Origin of the sequence: Roseivivax sp. THAF197b, from assembly GCF_009363255.1 — a bacterium.
Taxonomy (GTDB): Bacteria; Pseudomonadota; Alphaproteobacteria; order Rhodobacterales; family Rhodobacteraceae; genus Roseivivax.
The window spans coordinates 38,812-56,062 of record NZ_CP045318.1 but is presented as its reverse complement, the minus strand read 5'-3'; the positions used below and the strand labels follow the sequence as shown (position 1 = coordinate 56,062).

General features: G+C 63.5%; 14 protein-coding genes. 7 read left to right on the top strand and 7 right to left on the bottom strand.

What is annotated here, in order from left to right:
- Window positions 1-240 precede the first annotated feature (240 nt).
- Window positions 241-1,317: a tricarboxylate transporter gene (locus tag FIV09_RS00275; protein WP_152448105.1), complete on the bottom strand. Its 1,077-nt coding sequence runs from the start codon at window positions 1,315-1,317 to the stop codon at window positions 241-243.
- A 146-nt stretch (window positions 1,318-1,463) separates the two neighbouring features.
- On the opposite strand from FIV09_RS00275, the gene FIV09_RS00270 reads away from it, so the two are divergent.
- Complete coding sequence (locus tag FIV09_RS00270; protein WP_152452254.1) at window positions 1,464-2,135, top strand: response regulator transcription factor; 672 nt, start codon at window positions 1,464-1,466, stop codon at window positions 2,133-2,135.
- 21 nt (window positions 2,136-2,156) lie between these two features.
- Window positions 2,157-3,482, top strand: a complete 1,326-nt coding sequence (locus tag FIV09_RS00265; RefSeq protein WP_254702277.1) for a sensor histidine kinase — start codon at window positions 2,157-2,159, stop codon at window positions 3,480-3,482.
- A gap of 146 nt (window positions 3,483-3,628) precedes the next feature.
- Here the strand turns inward: FIV09_RS00265 and FIV09_RS00260 are convergent, their stop codons facing one another.
- The 6 genes from FIV09_RS00260 to FIV09_RS00235 all read right to left on the bottom strand — a co-directional run bounded on the left by FIV09_RS00260 (window position 3,629) and on the right by FIV09_RS00235 (window position 10,703).
- Window positions 3,629-5,551: a beta-galactosidase gene (locus FIV09_RS00260; protein WP_152448104.1), complete on the bottom strand. Its 1,923-nt coding sequence runs from the start codon at window positions 5,549-5,551 to the stop codon at window positions 3,629-3,631.
- Between the two features lie 36 nt (window positions 5,552-5,587).
- Entirely contained in the window at window positions 5,588-6,691 is a 1,104-nt protein-coding gene (gene galK / locus FIV09_RS00255; RefSeq protein WP_152448103.1) for a galactokinase, read from the bottom strand.
- Window positions 6,688-7,737, bottom strand: a complete 1,050-nt coding sequence (locus FIV09_RS00250) for a UDP-glucose--hexose-1-phosphate uridylyltransferase (protein ID WP_152448102.1) — start codon at window positions 7,735-7,737, stop codon at window positions 6,688-6,690. Before FIV09_RS00250 ends, galK begins: the two co-directional genes overlap by 4 nt.
- Window positions 7,738-7,754: 17 nt before the next feature.
- Window positions 7,755-8,705 carry a UDP-glucose 4-epimerase GalE gene (galE, locus tag FIV09_RS00245; RefSeq protein WP_254702276.1) on the bottom strand — a complete coding sequence of 317 codons (951 nt, stop codon included), beginning with the start codon at window positions 8,703-8,705 and terminating at the stop codon, window positions 7,755-7,757.
- 103 nt (window positions 8,706-8,808) lie between these two features.
- Entirely contained in the window at window positions 8,809-9,867 is a 1,059-nt protein-coding gene (locus tag FIV09_RS00240) for an ABC transporter ATP-binding protein (protein ID WP_152448100.1), read from the bottom strand.
- On the bottom strand, window positions 9,855-10,703 hold the full coding sequence (locus FIV09_RS00235; protein WP_254702275.1) for an IclR family transcriptional regulator: 849 nt from the start codon (window positions 10,701-10,703) through the stop codon (window positions 9,855-9,857). Before FIV09_RS00235 ends, FIV09_RS00240 begins: the two co-directional genes overlap by 13 nt.
- 146 nt (window positions 10,704-10,849) lie before the next feature.
- Here FIV09_RS00235 and FIV09_RS00230 point away from each other — a divergent pair, with 146 nt between their 5' ends.
- The 5 genes from FIV09_RS00230 to FIV09_RS00210 all read left to right on the top strand — a co-directional run bounded on the left by FIV09_RS00230 (window position 10,850) and on the right by FIV09_RS00210 (window position 17,245).
- Window positions 10,850-12,118 carry an ABC transporter substrate-binding protein gene (locus tag FIV09_RS00230; protein WP_152448099.1) on the top strand — a complete coding sequence of 423 codons (1,269 nt, stop codon included), beginning with the start codon at window positions 10,850-10,852 and terminating at the stop codon, window positions 12,116-12,118.
- Between the two features lie 114 nt (window positions 12,119-12,232).
- Window positions 12,233-13,180 carry a carbohydrate ABC transporter permease gene (locus FIV09_RS00225; protein ID WP_152448098.1) on the top strand — a complete coding sequence of 316 codons (948 nt, stop codon included), beginning with the start codon at window positions 12,233-12,235 and terminating at the stop codon, window positions 13,178-13,180.
- Between the two features lies 1 nt (window position 13,181).
- Window positions 13,182-14,030 carry a carbohydrate ABC transporter permease gene (locus FIV09_RS00220; RefSeq protein WP_152448097.1) on the top strand — a complete coding sequence of 283 codons (849 nt, stop codon included), beginning with the start codon at window positions 13,182-13,184 and terminating at the stop codon, window positions 14,028-14,030.
- 14 nt (window positions 14,031-14,044) lie between these two features.
- Window positions 14,045-16,111, top strand: coding sequence for an alpha-galactosidase (locus FIV09_RS00215; protein ID WP_371417737.1), 2,067 nt, complete (start codon window positions 14,045-14,047; stop codon window positions 16,109-16,111).
- Between the two features lie 123 nt (window positions 16,112-16,234).
- Window positions 16,235-17,245 carry an aldose epimerase family protein gene (locus tag FIV09_RS00210; RefSeq protein ID WP_254702274.1) on the top strand — a complete coding sequence of 337 codons (1,011 nt, stop codon included), beginning with the start codon at window positions 16,235-16,237 and terminating at the stop codon, window positions 17,243-17,245.
- Window positions 17,246-17,251 lie beyond the last annotated feature (6 nt).

Below are 17,251 nucleotides of genomic sequence, written 5' to 3'. Positions count from 1 at the left end.
CCGCAACAGCAACGACAGACCCGCGATGCCGCCGAGGCCCGGAAACACGCCAACGGCAAGTCCCATGACCACGCCCAGAACGAGATACCCCAAAACGACGGGTTGCAAGATGAGGGCCCATGCTTGGCCAAGCGCAGGCAGGGCGGTTGCGAAGATGTCCATCGCACCGGCCTCCGGTTGTCGGAAGTGTCAGGAAAGAGGCGCGGTCCCGGGAGAGAGGGGACCGCGCGGGCTATGTGCTCAGTTCAGCGACACGCCGTAGGCTTCTTGCAGCCAATTCTGCACGAAGGTCTTCGCTTCGTCCGACACGGTCGTGTCGGCCGTGGTGGCCTTCTGCGCGCCTTCGCCGACGAAGACGTCGTATTTGCCGACGCGCTTTTCGGCGATGGTGGCGAAGTCGTCGCGATTGCGGACGGCATCGAAGGCGTCAGAATAGGCCTGCGCCACGTCATCGGGCGTGCCTGCAGGCAGGAAGGCGATCTTCTGCACCGGGAAGCCCGCGACGAAGAAGGCTTTCCACGCGTCCCAGGCCTCGCCGGAGGTCGCGCAGCCATCGGTGGCTTCGCAGACTTCCTTGAAGGTCGGGATGTCGGGGAAGGTCGGGTCGCGGACAATGTTGCCATCGGCATCCAGCGCGCCCCAGGTCATCATCGGCACGGCCTTGCCCTGCGCGACCAGATCGGCTGACGCGCCGAGATAGCCCGAGGACGTCTGGTAGTCGATCGTGGCTTCACCGCGCTCGAACATCAGGCGACCGTCGCCGCGGCCCTTGATCCCGAAGACCGGCTCAACATTCATGCCGAGCATTTCCCAAGCCAGCAGCGGCACGAGATCGAGGCGGGTGGCACCCTGGCTGCCATAGATGAAATCGGTGTCCTGAAGCGCATTGGCCGAGCCGTCGAAATTGGCGCCATCCTCGGCGTTCAGGTAGGCGACACCGCCCGTGCCCGAGGCCATGACGGGGGTCCAGTCGCTATACTCATAGCGCACGCGGGGATCGCCGAGAAGGAACGGGAACTGCGTGGAGCCGGATGTGCCGAACAGCAGCGTGCCGTTTTCATGCTCCTGCTCCTGGAACCAGTTGGCGCCCTTGGTCGAACCGGCACCCGGCATGAACTTGACCACGACGGTCGGGTTGCCCGGCAGCTCTTCCGCCAGGAGCGGTGCGAAGAAGTTGGCCCACTTGGCCGACCCGCCGGTTTCCGAGAACGGGATTACCCATTCGATCGTCTTGCCGGAAAAGTCGACTTCGGCGGCGGCCGAAGACGCGAGAAGTGCAGCGGTGGCAACGGTACCCGCGAATGTCTTGATGGTCATGATGTCCTCCCACAGACCGGTGTATCCCGGACGCGAGGCGCGGCGATAAGTTTGACTGTCCAAAGGGACGAATCCCCTCCTCCAATGCGGGGAACTTGCGGTCTCAACTTTGCGCGAAACTTGCGCATCGTGACAAAGTTTCGGGCATACGCATTGCAATCATCGAGGATAACGAAGCGCTCGCCACCGGGATCGCGTCCCGATTGCGGCATCGCGGCCACGCCGTAGACCTTCTGCACGATGGGCAGGCGGTGGATGATTTTCTCAAGGGGGACGGGGCCGACCTGATCGTTCTCGATATCAATCTTCCGGGGCTGGACGGCCTGTCGGTTCTGCGGGCGCTCCGCGGCCGCGGCGATGGCACGCCGGTGATCCTTCTGACTGCGCGCAGCGAGACGGAGGAGCGGGTGGCGGGGCTCGATGCCAGGGCGGACGACTACCTGACCAAGCCCTTCGAGATGGACGAGCTCGAGGCCCGGCTGCGCGCGATGGCGCGGCGCAAGAACCTCGTGTTCTCGGCGCGCGACCATCTGGGCGCGCTGACCTTCGATCGCACAAGTCGGCAGCTGATGGATGGCGACACGTCGCTCGATGTGCCGCACAAGGAGATCGCCACCCTCGAATGCCTGCTCGAACGACGCGGCCGGATCGTCTCGAAGGCCCAGCTTCTGACCCGTGTCTACGGTACCGGGGCCGATGTCGACGACAGCGCGATCGAGCCGCATGTGTCGCGGCTCAGGCGCAGGCTCGAACAACATGGCGTGCGCATCAAGACCGCGCGCGGGTTGGGCTACATGTTGGACCTGACCGGCTCATGACCGCCTTGTCGCTTCGCGCGGTTGTTCCTGCTGATCCTTGCGCCGCTCCTCGTCGTCTCGGTGCTGCTCGGCATCTGGCGCTACGAGGTGGCCAAGCGCACGGCGGAGGATCTCTTCGACCGCAGCCTGTTATCCGCGGCGCTCGCCATTTCGCGGGATGTCACGATCTCGGAGGGCGATGCGCTGTCCCCCAGCACCCGCGAGATCGTGTCCGATGCGGGGGGCGGCGAGATTTTCTATCATGTGACCGGTCCGGGCGGCATCTATGTCATTGGTTACGTCTATCCGCCCAATGCGCCCGGCAGCTCGGACAGCGACGAGCCCGCCTATTTTCTTGCCGATTACCGCGATGAGCGCGTGCGCGTGTTGCGCATGTCCGAAACGGTGAGCATCGGCACCATGACGGGTCAGGCCGTGGTAACCGTCTGGCAGCGTCTCAGTGACCGCGCCGCCTTTGCAGCCACCCTTGCCCAGCGCGCCGCGGGTTTGATGGCCGTGCTGATGCTGGCTCTCGCATTTGTGGTCTGGTTCGGCGTGCAGGTGGGCCTGCGCCCGTTGCGGGATCTGCAAAATGCCATCGAACAGCGTTCGCCCGATGATCTGCGGCGCATAAAGCGCCCGGTCCCGGTTGAGGTGGCGGCTATTGTCGGCACGCTGAACCGCCTTTTCGGGCAGGTCGCGCGCAATATCGAGACGCATCAATCCTTCATTTCCGACGCCGCTCACCAGCTGCGCAATCCGGCCTCGGCCTTGCTTTTCCTGGCCGAAACGATGCCCGATATCCAAGACCCGAAGGACCGCGAAAGACACCAGCGCGATCTGATCAAGGCGGCACGCAAATCCGCGCGCTTGGCCGAGCAGCTCCTGTCGCTCGAGCGGCTGCGTTTCGACGGACCGCGAGACTTCGCCACGCTCGATCTGAACGATGTGGCAGCCCAGGCCTGTTCCGATCTCGGCCCCGCGATCCTGTCCCGAGATCTCAGCTTCGAATTGGTTCAAACACCCGAGCCTCTACGCGTTCAGGGTGACGCCGTTCTATTGGGCGAAGCCATTACCAATGTAATCGAGAACGCCCTGCAACATGGCGGGCCGGAGCTGACTGCAATCACCGTACGCACTTCCAAGGAAGATAAAAACGCCTGCGTCACCATCGAAGATGACGGTCGGGGCTTGCCAATGGACAAGGCCGATCTCGCCTTTCGACGGTTCGGTCAACTGGAAGCGGGCGGCGGCTCTGGCCTCGGCCTCGCCATCGTCGACAACGTGGCGCAGATCCATGCGGGCACGGTCCGGCTGCTGGACGTATCACGCGGTACAGCCGTTGAATTTTGCATCCCCGGTGTTTGAGGCACCTGCGCGACACAAGCCTGCGCTCCGACCTCTCCACGGTCCCCGGATCGAGAAGACGGCACGCAATGCCGAGAAGGGGAAGCGCGACTGTATCAGGCCTGCACCCCCTCCGGGAATGTCAGCAATCTGCGCATGAATGGCGTTTAGGCCCGGGGCTCCCGCGTCACGGATATGGGTGGCAACGTCCTGCCATCCACCTCCTGCGGGACCGTTGCATAGTTGAACCAGAACCGATCAGCGCCCGTATCGCGGCAGCGCACGCTTTCGGGCAGATCGAGCGTTGCAAGACCGGCGCGTTCGGACGCGTCTTTGACGGAACGACGCATGGCCTCGGCATCCAGCCAGCCTGCGACGTAGATCAGATGACCCTGCGCAACCACGACCGCTTCGCCCTCTGTCGTGGTCTCCAGCACCTCTTCACCGGTTTCCAGCACCTCGCGGTAGCTGCGGATCGTACCGCCGCCTTTCAAAGCCACGGGTGTATCGGGCCGCAGGCTTTCTACATGCGTCACGGTGACATCAAAGCCCGGCAAGGCGGGCGGCAAGGGCACCGGGATGCGCATGTTGCCGTCTCGCGCAGCAGTGCGCGGACCGAGAAGCACAATCGCGCCGCTTTCCACGAACGCCGTTTTCAGCGCCTCCGGGACATGCATCAGTCCGGGCGCGGCGATCAGCTTGTAGCCCTCCAATGCGGCGGGATCCGGCGGCAGGATATCCACCGAATGCCCTGCCCGGCGCAGCGCGCGGTAGGTTTCGAAGACCAGCTCAAAATAGCTGAGCCCCGCGCCATGCGGCTGGATCGCCCAAGCCCATTCGGCGTCATAGTCGAAAATGAGCGCGACCGGGGATTGCGCAGGGCTCACCTCCGGTGTCTCGGCCAGTTCCGCCGCGACCTGCCGCGCCTCCTTGAGGCCCTGCGCCTCGGCGCTGTCGGGACGCAGCAACCCGGCATGCATCTGCTCCTGCGCCATGGGGGCCTGCCGCCAGCGGAAGTAGCACACGGCCTCGGCGCCGTGGGCGAAGGCCTCCCACGACCAGAGCCGCACCATGCCCGGCAGGGGTGCAGGGTTGTAAGGCGCCCAGTTCACCGGCCCCGGCTGCTGCTCCATCACCCAGAGGCGACCGCGCCCGACGGCCCGGTAAAGATCGTGATGAAAGGCCTGGAAATCCGGATCGCCCTGTCGGGCATAGAGCCGCTGCTGTTCCACCGTCGCAGGCACGCGGTCCTCGAGAAAGCCGAGCGGGTAGCTGTCCCAGGAGGAGATTTCCAGATCGGCGCCGACCTTGTAGTGATCGAAATCGGTGACCCGCCCCATGTAATTATGCGCGATGGGCGCGCTGGAATGGGCGCGAATGATCTCGGTCTGCAGGCGGTTGAACGCCACCACCTGATCGGACGAGAAGCGCCGGAAATCGAGAACGTGGCTCGGGTTCGGTTCGGTCACGGTCAGGTTGGGCAGGTCGATATCGTCGAAATCGGCGTATTCCATCGACCAGAAGACATTGCCCCAGGCGGCGTTCAAGGCGCGGATATCACCGTCATTGGACGGCCCCGGATAGCGCGCGCGGAGCCAGCGCCGAAACGCTTTGCGTGCCGCATCGCTGTAGGAGATCGTGGTATCGTGGCAGCCATATTCGTTGTCGGTCTGCCAGGCGGCGACGTGCGGGTTCTGCCCGTATCGCGCGGCGAGTTCCGTGACGATCTTTCCGCACTCGGCCTTGTAGCCTTCATGGCTGAAGCAATAATGCCTGCGCGAGCCGAACTTGCGCGGACGCCCCTCCGCATCGACCGCCAGCATGTCGGGATGCCGGTCGATCATCCAGCGCGGCGGCGTCGCGGTGGGCGTGCCGAGCACCACGCGCAGACCTGCCGCACCAAGCACCTCGATGGCCTCGTCAAGCCAATCGAAGGCGTACCGGCCGGGCTCGGGTTCGAGCCGCGACCATGCAAATTCGCCGATCCGGACCCAGGTGAGGCCTGCCTCGACCATGCGGCGCGCGTCGTCCTGCCAGATCTCACGCGGCCAGTGCTCGGGGTAATAGCATGTGCCGAGGGTACGCTTCATGTTCTATGCTCCGGGACCTGCATGTTGTGTCCGGCCTCAGGTCGCGGCCAGGACCCGCGCCTTGGGGAAATCGGCGGTCAAGCTGTCGGCCACCGCGGTCGCCCTGTCATCCGGAATGAGCGCCACGATGGAGCCACCGAAACCGCCACCGGTCAACCGGGCACCGATTGCGCCTGCCGTGAGCGCACCTTCGACCAGGTCGTCGATCTCGGTCAAGGACACGTCGTAATCGGCACTTTGCGAGCGGTGGCTGGCAATCATCAGTTCCGCGAATGTCGCGGCATCGCCCGCTTGCAGCGCTGCGGCACCCCGCTGCACCCGGTCATTCTCGGTCACGATGTGCCGCGCGCGTCGGTTCAGCGGATCGGGCAAAGCCGCAATCCGGTCCAGATCGTCGAGCGACAGATCGCTGAGCACTTCGACGCCCAGCGCCGCGCACGCCGCCTGGCATTCGGCAACGCGCGTCGCATAACCGCCATCGGTGAGCTTATGCGTCGCCCCGGAATGCACGACGAGGAAGCTGTATTCCGCCAGCAGCGGCACCGGCTCATGCCGCAAGGTCCGGGTGTCGAGAAACAGCGCCTCGCCTACCGCGCCCACGGACACCGCGAACTGATCCATGATCCCGCAGGGCATGCCGACGAAGTCGTTCTCGACCTTTCGCGCGAGCTTCGCCATTTCCACCGCATCGGTCTTCGTGCCGAAGAGGATATCGGCGATGCGCAAGGTACAGACTTCGATCGCGGCGGAGCTCGACAGACCCGCCCCCATCGGCAGATTGCTGGCAACCATCGCGGTCAGACCGTCGCCTGCACCGAGACCGGGCGCGTTGCGAAAGCTGCCGAGCACGTAATCCGACCACCTGTCATCGGCGCTCTCTGACAGGTCGCGGTGCTCTTCGCTGTCGAAATTGGCGCTCGCCACCCGCAAGCTGCCCGCAGGACCGCCCCGTCCCGCCGCCATCGCGGTGCCCAGGCGAAGCGGCATGGGCAGCACGAAGCCGCCGTTATAATCGGTATGTTCGCCCAGAAGATTGACGCGTCCCGGCGCGAAGGCCGTGGCCTCGGGAGCCATGCCGAAATGCGCCTCATAGGCCGCGGTCACTTCGTTCAGAAGCGCGCCCGCCGGATCGTCGGTCATCCTGTGGGCTCCATCTTGTAATGCACTTCCGATTGCGCGCGCAGCCGCTCTGCCGCCGTTTCGGCGGTCAGATCGCGCTGCGCCTCAGACAGCATCTCGTAACCCACCATGAACTTGCGCACCGTCGCGGACCGCAGAAGCGGCGGATAGAAATGTGCGTGCAATTGCCAATGATCGTGGTCGCCCGAGGTCATCGGCGCGCCGTGCCAGCCCATCGTGTAGGGAAACTCGGTCTTGAAAAGGTTGTCATACCGGGTGCAAAGCCGCTTGAGCAGATCGGCCAGGGCATCGCGCTCCGCGCCGGTCAGGTCGGTCAGCCGGAGGACGTGCCGCTTGGGCAACACCATCGTCTCGAACGGCCAGATCGCCCAATAGGGCACGACGGCGATCCAGTCATTATTCTCGACCACCGTTCGCGCGCCGTCGGCACTTTCGCGCTCGGCATAGGTGACGAGCAGGTTGGCGCCCGTGTCTTTCAGGTAAGCGTGCTGGCAATGATCTTCGCGCGCCACCTCGTTCGGGATGAAGTCGCTGGCCCAGATCTGACCGTGCGGGTGCGGGTTGGAACAGCCCATCACCGCACCCTTGTTCTCGAAGATGGCAACCCAATCGTGCTCTTTTCCGAGTTCCTCCAGCTGCTCGGCCCAGAGGTCGATGACCTGGCGGATACTCTCGGGCGGCAATTCCGGCAACGTGAGGTCGTGGCGTTCGGAAAAGCAGATCACTCGCGCCGTGCCCCGCACCGTCTCGGCCCGGAACAACGGATCGCCCTCGGCCTCGCCTTTCGGAGTGTCGCTCAGCAGCGCGGGGAAATCGTTCGGGAAGACGAAAGGGCCTTCATAGGTCGGATTGACCACGCCGTTGACCCGCGTGTTGCCGGAACAAAGGAAGCAGTCGGGGTCATGCGCGGGTTTCTCGTCGGGTGCCGTCTCCTCGGTCTGCCCCTGCCACGGCCGCTTGTTGCGGTGCGGAGAGACCAGAACCCACTCGTCCTTCAGCGGATTGTAACGGCGGTGCGGATCCTCGGTGAAATCGGGCTCTGCCATGCTGTTCTCCGTGCAAGCTATTTCGCGAACGGGCCGTATTTCGGGGCGCGATGCCAGTTCCAGGCGGTCTCGATGATATCCTCGATATCCGGGGTAGCGGGTGCCCATCCGAGCGCCTCCCGTGCCCGGCTGCTGTCCGCCACCAGAACCGCCGCATCGCCCGCACGGCGGGGGCCGATCCGGTAGGGGATCTCGTGGTTCTTGCCGATCACCCGCGCGGCGGCATCCAGCACCTCCTTGTTGGAGAAGCCATTGCCGTTGCCCAGGTTGAAGACATGCGCGCCGGGATGGGCGTCCATGTAGCCCAGCGCCTTCAGATGCGCCGAGGCGATGTCGTCGATATGGATGTAGTCGCGGATACAGGTGCCATCGCGGGTGTCGTAATCGTCCCCGAAGATCTCCAGCCCGTCACGTTCCCCAAGCGCTGCCAGAAGCACGTTCGGCACGAGGTGCGTCTCGGGGTCATGCGCCTCGCCGATCTCGCCCGAGGGATGAGCGCCCGCGGCGTTGAAGTAGCGGAAACAGACGGAGCGGATGCCGAAGGCGTGGCCGTAATCCTCGAGCACCTGCTCGATCATCAGCTTGGAGCGACCATAGGGATTGAGCGGCGCCTTGGGATGATCCTCCGAGATCAGGTCGGTCTGCGGATTGCCGAAGATCGCGGCGGTCGATGAAAAGACGAACCGGTCCACGCCCGCCACGCGCATCGCATCGAGAAGGTTGAGCGTGCCGGTCACGTTGTTGCGGTAGTAGAGGTCCGGCGCCGTGACCGATTCCCCCACCGCGATCAGCGCGGCGAAATGGTAGACCGCGTCGAATGCGTGCTGGGCGAAGAGCGCGGCCAGAGCCTCCCGGTCGAGCAGATCGCCCTGGATCAAGGGCACACCGCCGACAGCTTGGGCATTCCCCTGCGAGAGGTTGTCATAGACGACCACGTCATACCCGTCAGCCACAAGTTGACGCACCATGTGCGAGCCGATGTATCCGGCGCCGCCGCAGACCAAAATTCTGGGTTTCAAAAGAATGCCTCTCTGAATGTGCGTCCGCATCCGGTGTGGGTGCGGGATATCGTCAGCGAATGCGGGCTTCTGTGTCCGCGTCGAAAAGGTAGGCGCGTGCGGGGTCGAAGCTGAGCGACACCCGGGTCCCCGGTGCAAAACGGTGATCGCCGCGTTCCTCGACGATCAATCGCTCGCCGGTATCGGCCTGGATGTAATCGTAGGAGACGCCGCCCAAAGCTTCCGTCAGTTCGATCGACAAAGCGTCGCCCTCGGTCACGTCCACATGTTCGGGGCGGATGCCGAGGATGACCTTGGTGCCCGCCGCGGGCAGGGTGATCGGGACCGCAACTGAGGTCTTGAGCGCGGGGATCTCCACCTTGCCATCGGCCTTGACGACGGCGTCGAGGAAGTTCATCGCGGGCGAGCCGATGAAACCGGCGACGAACTTGTTGTCCGGGTCGCGATAAAGATCGAGCGGCGCGCCCACCTGTTCGATCCGGCCCAGCCGCAGCACCACGATCTTGTCGGCGAGCGTCATCGCCTCGACCTGGTCGTGGGTGACGTAGATCATCGTCGCGCCGATATCGTTGTGCAGCCGCGCGATCTCGACCCGCATCTCGACACGCAGCTCGGCATCGAGGTTGGACAGCGGCTCGTCGAAGAGAAACACCTCCGGCCCGCGCACGATGGCGCGCCCGATGGCGACGCGCTGGCGCTGGCCGCCCGACAGGGCCGCAGGCTTGCGCGCGAGGAACGGGTCGAGCTTCAGGATGCGGCTCGCCTCTGCCACCTTGGACTTGATCTCGGCTTTGGGGTGGCCGTTCATCTTGAGGCCGAAGCCCATGTTCTCCTCGACCGTCATGTGCGGGTAAAGCGCATAGGTCTGGAACACCATCGCCACCCCGCGCTCTGCAGGGTCCATGTTGGTCACATCGCGTTTGCCGATCTCGATGCGGCCCTCCGTGGTCTCCTCCAAGCCGGCCACCATGCGCATCAGCGTGGACTTGCCACAGCCCGACGGGCCGACGAAGACGCAGAATTCGCCGTCTTCGATTTTCAGGTCGACCCCGTGGATCACCTGCACGTTGCCGTAGCGTTTTACGACATTGTTAAGCGTTACTCCGGACACGAGCTCTCCCCCCTTGCATCCCAGTTTGCATTTCGATCCGGAAACCGCCACTCCGCCGCGTCGCGGGCAATGATCGCGGCCGTGTTCTGCATATCCGGGATATGGCGCTTGAGCGTGTCGAGATCGGTGCGCCTGTCGCCCGCATGGACGCCAATTCCACCGAGAAGGGCACCGCCCGGCGACAGGATCGGCACCGCCACCGCGATGATCCCGCGGACATGCTCACCATCCTCGATGGCGTAGCCCTGATCGCGGATCGTCGTCAGTTCGGCCCGCAGCACGTCCGGATCGGTGATCGTGGCGTCAGTCATCGGATGAAAGCTCTGCATCGTGAGCGCGTTCTCGCGCGCGTCCTCGGGCAGGTTGGCAAGCATCGCCTTGCCGACCGCGGTGCAATAGGCGGGATAGATCCGGTCGATATCATGAAAGACCCCGGCGATGACCTCCGGCGTGCCACGCTCAAGGGAGACGCACTGACCGCCGTCGAGCTTTGAGAGGTAGGTGGCCAAGTCGATCTTTTGGGCCAGCGCATCGAGATGCGGCCGGGCCACGGGTGCAATCTCGAAGTTGCGCCACGCGACCTGCGCCAGGCTGACCAGCCGGACACCGAGAAAATAGACCCGCCGGTCGGGGTCGTAGCTCAGCATGTTCTGCTCGGTCAGGGTCTGGAGAAACCGGTAGAGCGTTCCTTTCGGCAGGTCGCTGGCGGCCTGAATCTCGGAGGCACGGACCGGCCGACCGAGGCGGGCCACCACGTCGAGAACGCCAAGCGCCTTGCCGACGGTACCGCTGCCGGAGCCGTCGTTTTCGCGCTGGGAATTCTTCTTGTCAGCCAAAGCCCTGGCCTTCATCGTGATTTTGCCATCCGAAATCTGCGTCATCGATGATGATTGACTCGTTTCACCATCTGGCATACGTCTCAAATAATGAGATGTCAATTTCAATAAATGGACCAAAATTGAAGTCTGATCGGGAGGAAACCATGACACTTCAGAAAACATCTGCCTGGGTGGCGCTCGGCGTCTCCAGCCTGCTTGCCGGAGCGGCCTTTGCCGAGTCGCACGGGGCGGCCCTGTCGGGAGATCTCAAGATCATCTCCGACATGTCGAACCCGGCGCCGCGCGCGGTCATGGAGGGCATGGTCGCCGACTTCCAGGAAATGCATCCCGATCTGAACATCGATCTGACAATCGTCGACCGCGAGGCCTGGAAGACCCAGATCCGCAACGCGCTCGGCGCGAACCCGCCGGACGTGGTGAACTGGTACGCGGCCAACCGCATGCTGCCTTACGTCAATGCCGGTCTCTTCGCTGATGTTTCCGATCTCTGGGCGGAGCCCGAATTCGAGGCGCTGGCCTCCACCAAGGACGCGATGACCATCGACGGGGCCCAGTGGGGCGTGCCTTACACCTATTATCAGTGGGGCGTTTACTACCGGAAGGACATCTACGAAGAGCTCGGCTTGAGCGAACCTGCGACCTGGGAAGAAGAGAAGGCCAATTGCCAGGCGATCCTCGATTCAGGACGGAAATGCTACACCATCGGCACCAAGTTCCTGTGGACCGCAGGCGGCTGGTTCGACTACCTCAACAGCCGCACCAACGGTTACGACTTCCACATGGAGCTGGCCCGCGGGGAGATCCCCTGGACCGACGAGCGCGTCCGCCAGACCTTCGCCAACTGGCGTGAGCTGATCGACATGGGCGCCTTCATCGACGATCACCAGACCTATTCCTGGCAGGAAGCGGTGCCCTTCATGGTCAATGGCGAAGCCGCCGCCTACCTCATGGGCAACTTCTCGGTTGCGGCCTTCCGCGACGGCGGTCTGACCGACGATCAGCTGGACTTCTACCAGTTCCCGAAGATCGCCGAGGATGTCGATTACGCCGAGGACGCCCCCACGGACACGTTCCATATCGCATCCGGCGCGCAGAACATGGAGGCCGCGAAGGCGTTCCTGCGCTTCGTCGTGTCGGAAGAAAACCAGACCAAGATCAATGCCGGTGACGCGCTGGGTCAGCTGCCCGTGAACGCCAATTCCGAGATCGGTGAAGACAAGTTCCTCCAGGAAGGCTTCGACATGCTGTCGAACAATGCCTCCGGCGGGATCATGCAGTTCTTCGATCGCGACTTCCCGGCCGAGATGGCCAGCGTCGGCATGGAAGGTCTGCAGGAATTCATGGTCTTCCCCGACAACCTCGATGACATCCTCGCGCGGCTCGAAGACGCGCGTGCGCGGATCTACGAGTAACCGGACCCAAGGCCCGGGGGCGGCATCCACCGTCCCCGGACCAACCCTTCTGACAGCCGCCCCGACAAACCCGGCGGCTGTCACGAGGGTTGCATCTGCCAAGAGGGAGAGCCGATGACATACGCCACCGTCCCGGACACCCATCCGCCCGCGCCGCGCGGCTGGTACAAGCGCAATCAGATAGCGATCACGCCGTTCCTGTTCCTCGCGCCCGCGATCCTGTTCTTCGCCGTCTACGTCATCATCCCGATCGGCCAGAGCTTCTGGATCAGCCTGCATGAATGGGACGGTCTGGGAGAGGCCGAATGGGTGGGCACCGCCAATTATGAGCGCCTCCTCGGCATCGGCGAGCAAAACATGGACCGCAAGTTCGAGACCTCGTTCTGGAACAATATCAAGTGGCTGATCCTCTATCTGCTGGCGATCCCGGCCGGATTGTTCATCGCGCTCTTTCTCAATCAGACGGTGCGCGGCATCCGCGTCTACAAGTCGCTGTTCTTCTTTCCCTTCGTCATCAGCCAAGTCGTCGTGGGCCTTGTCTTTTCGTGGTTCTACCTGCCGCGCGAAGGGCTTCTGAACGCCTTGATCGGCGTTTTCGGCTTCGGGCCGGTGAACATCCTCGGCGATCCGTCCATGGCAACCTACGGGATCATCGCTGCGGGCCTCTGGCCGCAGACGGCCTATTGCATGATCCTCTATCTGACCGGCCTCAATGCCGTCGATCCCGAGCAGGTGGAGGCTGCGCGCCTTGATGGTGCGAAGGGTTGGCGGATGCTGTGGTACGTGATCCTGCCGCAACTCAAACCCGCGACCTTCATCGCCTTCGTCGTGACGATCATCGGCGCGCTTCGGTCCTTCGATCTCATCTCGGTCATGACCAATGGCGGCCCCTTCGGATCGACCCGTGTCCTGAGCTTCTACATGTTCGAGGAATCGCTGTCGGAATTCGGCTTCCGCATGGGCTATGGCGCGGCGATCGCGGTGATCCTCTTCTTCATCATGCTGGCCTTCATCGTCTACTTCCTCTGGTCGATGTACCAGGACGAGAAAGGAGCGCGCTGAGATGTTCCCGACACCCATCGAAAAGCAACCACGCTCCGCTCAGCTCAGCTACCAGGCGTTCCTGCCGCTGGCCCTGATCCTGTGGCTTCTGCCGCTCATTGCTGTCGCCAATTTCTCGATCAAGCCCGAGGCGGATTTCGCCAACGGCAATTACTGGGGCATGCCGTCCTCGTTCGAGCTGTTCTCGAATTACGGCCGGGTGTTCTTTGAATCGAACATGCCGCGCTATTTGCTGAATTCGCTGCTGATCACCATCCCAACGGTGATTGGTGCCGTGGCCCTGTCGGCGATGGCGGGCTTCGCGCTCGGCGTGTACCGTTTCAAGGGCAACCTGCTGATCTTCTTCATGTTCATCGCGGGCAATTTCGTGCCCTTCCAGATCCTGATGGTGCCCGTGCGCGATCTGACGATCGATCTGAACCTCTATGACACCAAGACCGGTCTGATCCTGTTCCACATCGCCTTCCAGACCGGCTTCTGCACGCTCTTCATGCGCAACTTCATCCGCGCCCTGCCCTTCCCGCTGATCGAGGCGGCGCGCGTCGAAGGCGTCGCGGAGTGGAAGATCTTCTGGTACGTCGTGCTGCCGCTGATGAAACCCGCACTAGCCGCGTTGGCCGTGCTGATCTTCACCTTCATCTGGAACGATTACTTCTGGGCCGTCGTGCTGACACAGGGACCCGGCGCGCAGCCGGTCACGGCGGGCATCACGGAGTTCAACAGCCAGTTCCGCGCCGCCTACCACCTGATGAGCGCAGGCTCCATCGTGGCGGCGCTTCCGCCGGTGGCGATGTTCTTCCTGATGCAGAAGCACTTCATTGCCGGACTGACACTCGGGGCCGTCAAGTGATCAGATGCTGGCGTTTGGATGACACCCGGCAGTCGCTGGTTCTCGGTGCCCGGAACGACCACCTTGCGGAAGTGGTCTATTGGGGGCCGCGACTGCCCGATGGCGAAGATCTCGAAACGATCTACCGGGCGAACGAGCTCGATGTGACCGGCGGTATGCTCGATACGAACCCCGAGCTGTCGATCAACCCGGAGGCGACGCGGACCTTCCCAGGCCAGCCAGGGCTCATTCTGCGAGACGGGTCGGGCACCCCGATCCTGCCCGACTTTCGCTTCGATACCGCGGATCAGGACGGCACTGCGCTCTCGCTGATCTTTCGCGATACGGCCCACGGGCTGCGCTACACCGCCTCCTTCGCGATCAACTCGGCGACCCATGTGATCGAGACCAAGGCCGAGCTGGAAAGCGACAGCCCCATCCACTTGCACTGGCTCTCCGCACCGGTCTTTCCTGCGCCGCAACTGGCCGACGAGATGATCGACTTCTCCGGCCGCTGGTGCGGTGAGTTCCAGATGAACCGCGCCCCCTGGTCGCCAGGAATGCGCTATCGCGAGAACCGCACCGGGCGCACCGGGCACGAGCATTTCCCCGGCCTGCTGCTGCCGTGCCGAGGGGCAACCAACGCGGCGGGGGATGTCTACGCCTTCCATTACGGATGGTCGGGCGGCCACCGCATGGTCGCCGAGGAATTGCCCGACGGGCGACGCCAGATCCAGTTCGGCCATGCGGCCCGCGTGGAGAACAACGCCAAGCACCGCTTCGAGACGGGCATCCTCTACGCCGTCTATTCCGATGACGGGATCAACGGCTGCGCCGTAGCCTTCCAGCGCCATCTGCGTGACGAGGTCGTGGACTTTCCCTTCCCCGACAGGCCGCGCCCGGTGCACTACAATTGCTGGGAAGCGGTCTATTTCGATCACGACCTCGCGGAGCTCAAGGAGATCGCCGAGATTGCCGCAGAGCTTGGCGCGGAGCGCTTCGTGCTCGACGACGGCTGGTTCGGCAATCGCGACGACGACACCCGCGCCTTGTCCGACTGGGAAGTCGATCCGCGCAAATATCCCGACGGGCTGAGGCCGCTGATCGATCACGTGCACGGGCTGGGCATGAGTTTCGGCATCTGGTTCGAGCCGGAAATGATCAATCCGGACAGCAGCATCTATCGCAAACATCCCGAATGGGCCTTTGGCAGCGCGGACCAGATCCTCGGACGGCAGCAGAAGGCCCTCGACATGGCGCTGCCGGAGGTGCGGGATTTCCTCTTCGACAGAGTGGGCAAGATCCTCGGCGATCATGACATCGACTACGTCAAATGGGATCACAACCGCGTCCTGCCCATGCCGGACGCGGCCCAGACCCGCGGGTCCTACGCCTTGATCGACCGGCTGCGCGCGGCCTTCCCCGCCACCGAAATCGAAAGCTGTGCTTCGGGCGGCGCGCGGATCGACTTCGGCATCCTGCAAAGGACCCACCGGGTCTGGCTTTCCGACAGCAACGACGCGATCGAGCGGCTGAGGATGCAGCACAACGCCGCAATCTTCCTGCCGATGGCCGTCACCGGCTCCCACGTGGGCCCGCGGGTGTGTCACACGTCGGGCCGCACCATCGACATCCGCTTCCGCGCCTGGGTCGCAGCCCAGCGGCATATGGGCTTCGAGATGGATCCGCGCGAATTGACGGCAGAGGAGGCCCAGGTCCTGAAGGACGTGACCCAGTGGTGGAAGGACAATCGCGACTGGATGGTCAAAGCCGATATCCTGCGTCTCGACAGCCCGGATCCGGCAGTGCTTGCCGAACAGCATCTGGCACAGGGCGGCGGGCGCTTCGTAATCTTCGCCGGAAAGCAGGATACCTCGTCGCAGATCGTTCCTCGCCCTCTGCGCCTCACCCGGCTTTCGCGGGACGCAATTTATCGCATCACGTTGAGGAACAGAGAGGACGCGCCGACCCTGTCGCGGGGCACCCCCTTGTTGAAAAGCGAAAGCATGACCGTGAGCGGTGGCTATCTGATGGCCCACGGGCTGACATTGCCGTGGAGCTTTCCGGCCACGATGTGGGTGATCGAGGGCGAATTGGTCTGACCGGACGGCGGAATCCGGCTCAAGCGGTGTCGTCCGTGTTACTCGGGCCAAACGAGGATCGCTTGAGTATCTCTTTCGCTGCATGCAGGTCTCAAGACGGCTGAACGCAACCGGGAAAGACACGTGGCCCAACAGATTGAACACTTCGGAGAAACCCCGGCCGGAGACGCCATCCAACGGGTGACGCTGAGGGGCGGCGGGCTTCGCGCCCATATCCTGACCTATGGCGCCATCGTTCAGGATCTCAGGTTGAACGGCTTTGCGCACCCGCTCGTCCTCGGCGCACCTACCATCGAGCCTTATTTCGGTCCGATGAAGTATTTCGGCGCCCTTGTAGGACGCTTTGCGAACAGGATCGGGCACGGACGGTTCTCCCTCAACGGGCAGGACTACCAACTGGTCCGCAATCGGCTGAGCAGGCACGCCCTGCATGGCGGGGCGGTCGGCACGAACGAGAAGATCTGGTGCATCGAGAACCTGACCGAAAACAGCGTCACGATGGGTCTCACGCTTGCCGATGGCGAGATGGGATTTCCCGGCCAGTTGACCGTTGGCGCAGAGATAACCCTGACCGAGGATTGCAGTCTCAGCTTCGATATCCGGGCCACCACGACCGCCCCGACGCCATGCTCCTTTGCGCATCATGGCTATTTCAACCTCGATGGCAGCCCCGACATCACGCGCCATGAATTGCGCATCAATGCGGACGCTTACCTGCCCGTCGATGCGGAGCTGATCCCCACGGGTGAAATCCATCCGGTGGCGGGCACGAAACTGGATTTTCGCACAAGATCGGAGATTGGCAGGCGCGGTCTGGATCACAATTTCTGCCTGTCGGATGGGCGGCGGCCCCTGCGGCCTGTCGCGGAGCTGTTCAGTGCGGAAAGCGGTCTTTCGATGTCGGTCGAGACGACGGAGCCCGGCATGCAGGTTTATGACGCCGCCCATATCCCGGAGGCGGGTCTGTCGGGCCTCGACGGCAAGCGATACGCACCTTTCGGCGGGCTGGCGCTGGAAACCCAGGCTTGGCCGGACGCGCCCAACAAGCCGGGCTTCCCCGACGCGATTCTGCGCCCTGACGATGTGTACCGGCACCAGGTGCGCTACACCTTCTCTCCCGGCGCGTCTTCCTGAACACCG

Coding starts and splice junctions, on each gene's coding strand:
- galK (WP_152448103.1), bottom strand. CDS start 6,691: ATGACCGACGATCCGGCGGGCGCGCTTCTGAACGAAGTGACCGCGGCC.
- FIV09_RS00225 (WP_152448098.1), top strand. CDS start 12,233: ATGACATACGCCACCGTCCCGGACACCCATCCGCCCGCGCCGCGCGGC.
- FIV09_RS00250 (WP_152448102.1), bottom strand. CDS start 7,737: ATGGCAGAGCCCGATTTCACCGAGGATCCGCACCGCCGTTACAATCCG.
- FIV09_RS00230 (WP_152448099.1), top strand. CDS start 10,850: ATGACACTTCAGAAAACATCTGCCTGGGTGGCGCTCGGCGTCTCCAGC.
- FIV09_RS00275 (WP_152448105.1), bottom strand. CDS start 1,317: ATGACCATCAAGACATTCGCGGGTACCGTTGCCACCGCTGCACTTCTC.
- FIV09_RS00220 (WP_152448097.1), top strand. CDS start 13,182: ATGTTCCCGACACCCATCGAAAAGCAACCACGCTCCGCTCAGCTCAGC.
- FIV09_RS00260 (WP_152448104.1), bottom strand. CDS start 5,551: ATGAAGCGTACCCTCGGCACATGCTATTACCCCGAGCACTGGCCGCGT.
- galE (WP_254702276.1), bottom strand. CDS start 8,705: ATGGTGCGTCAACTTGTGGCTGACGGGTATGACGTGGTCGTCTATGAC.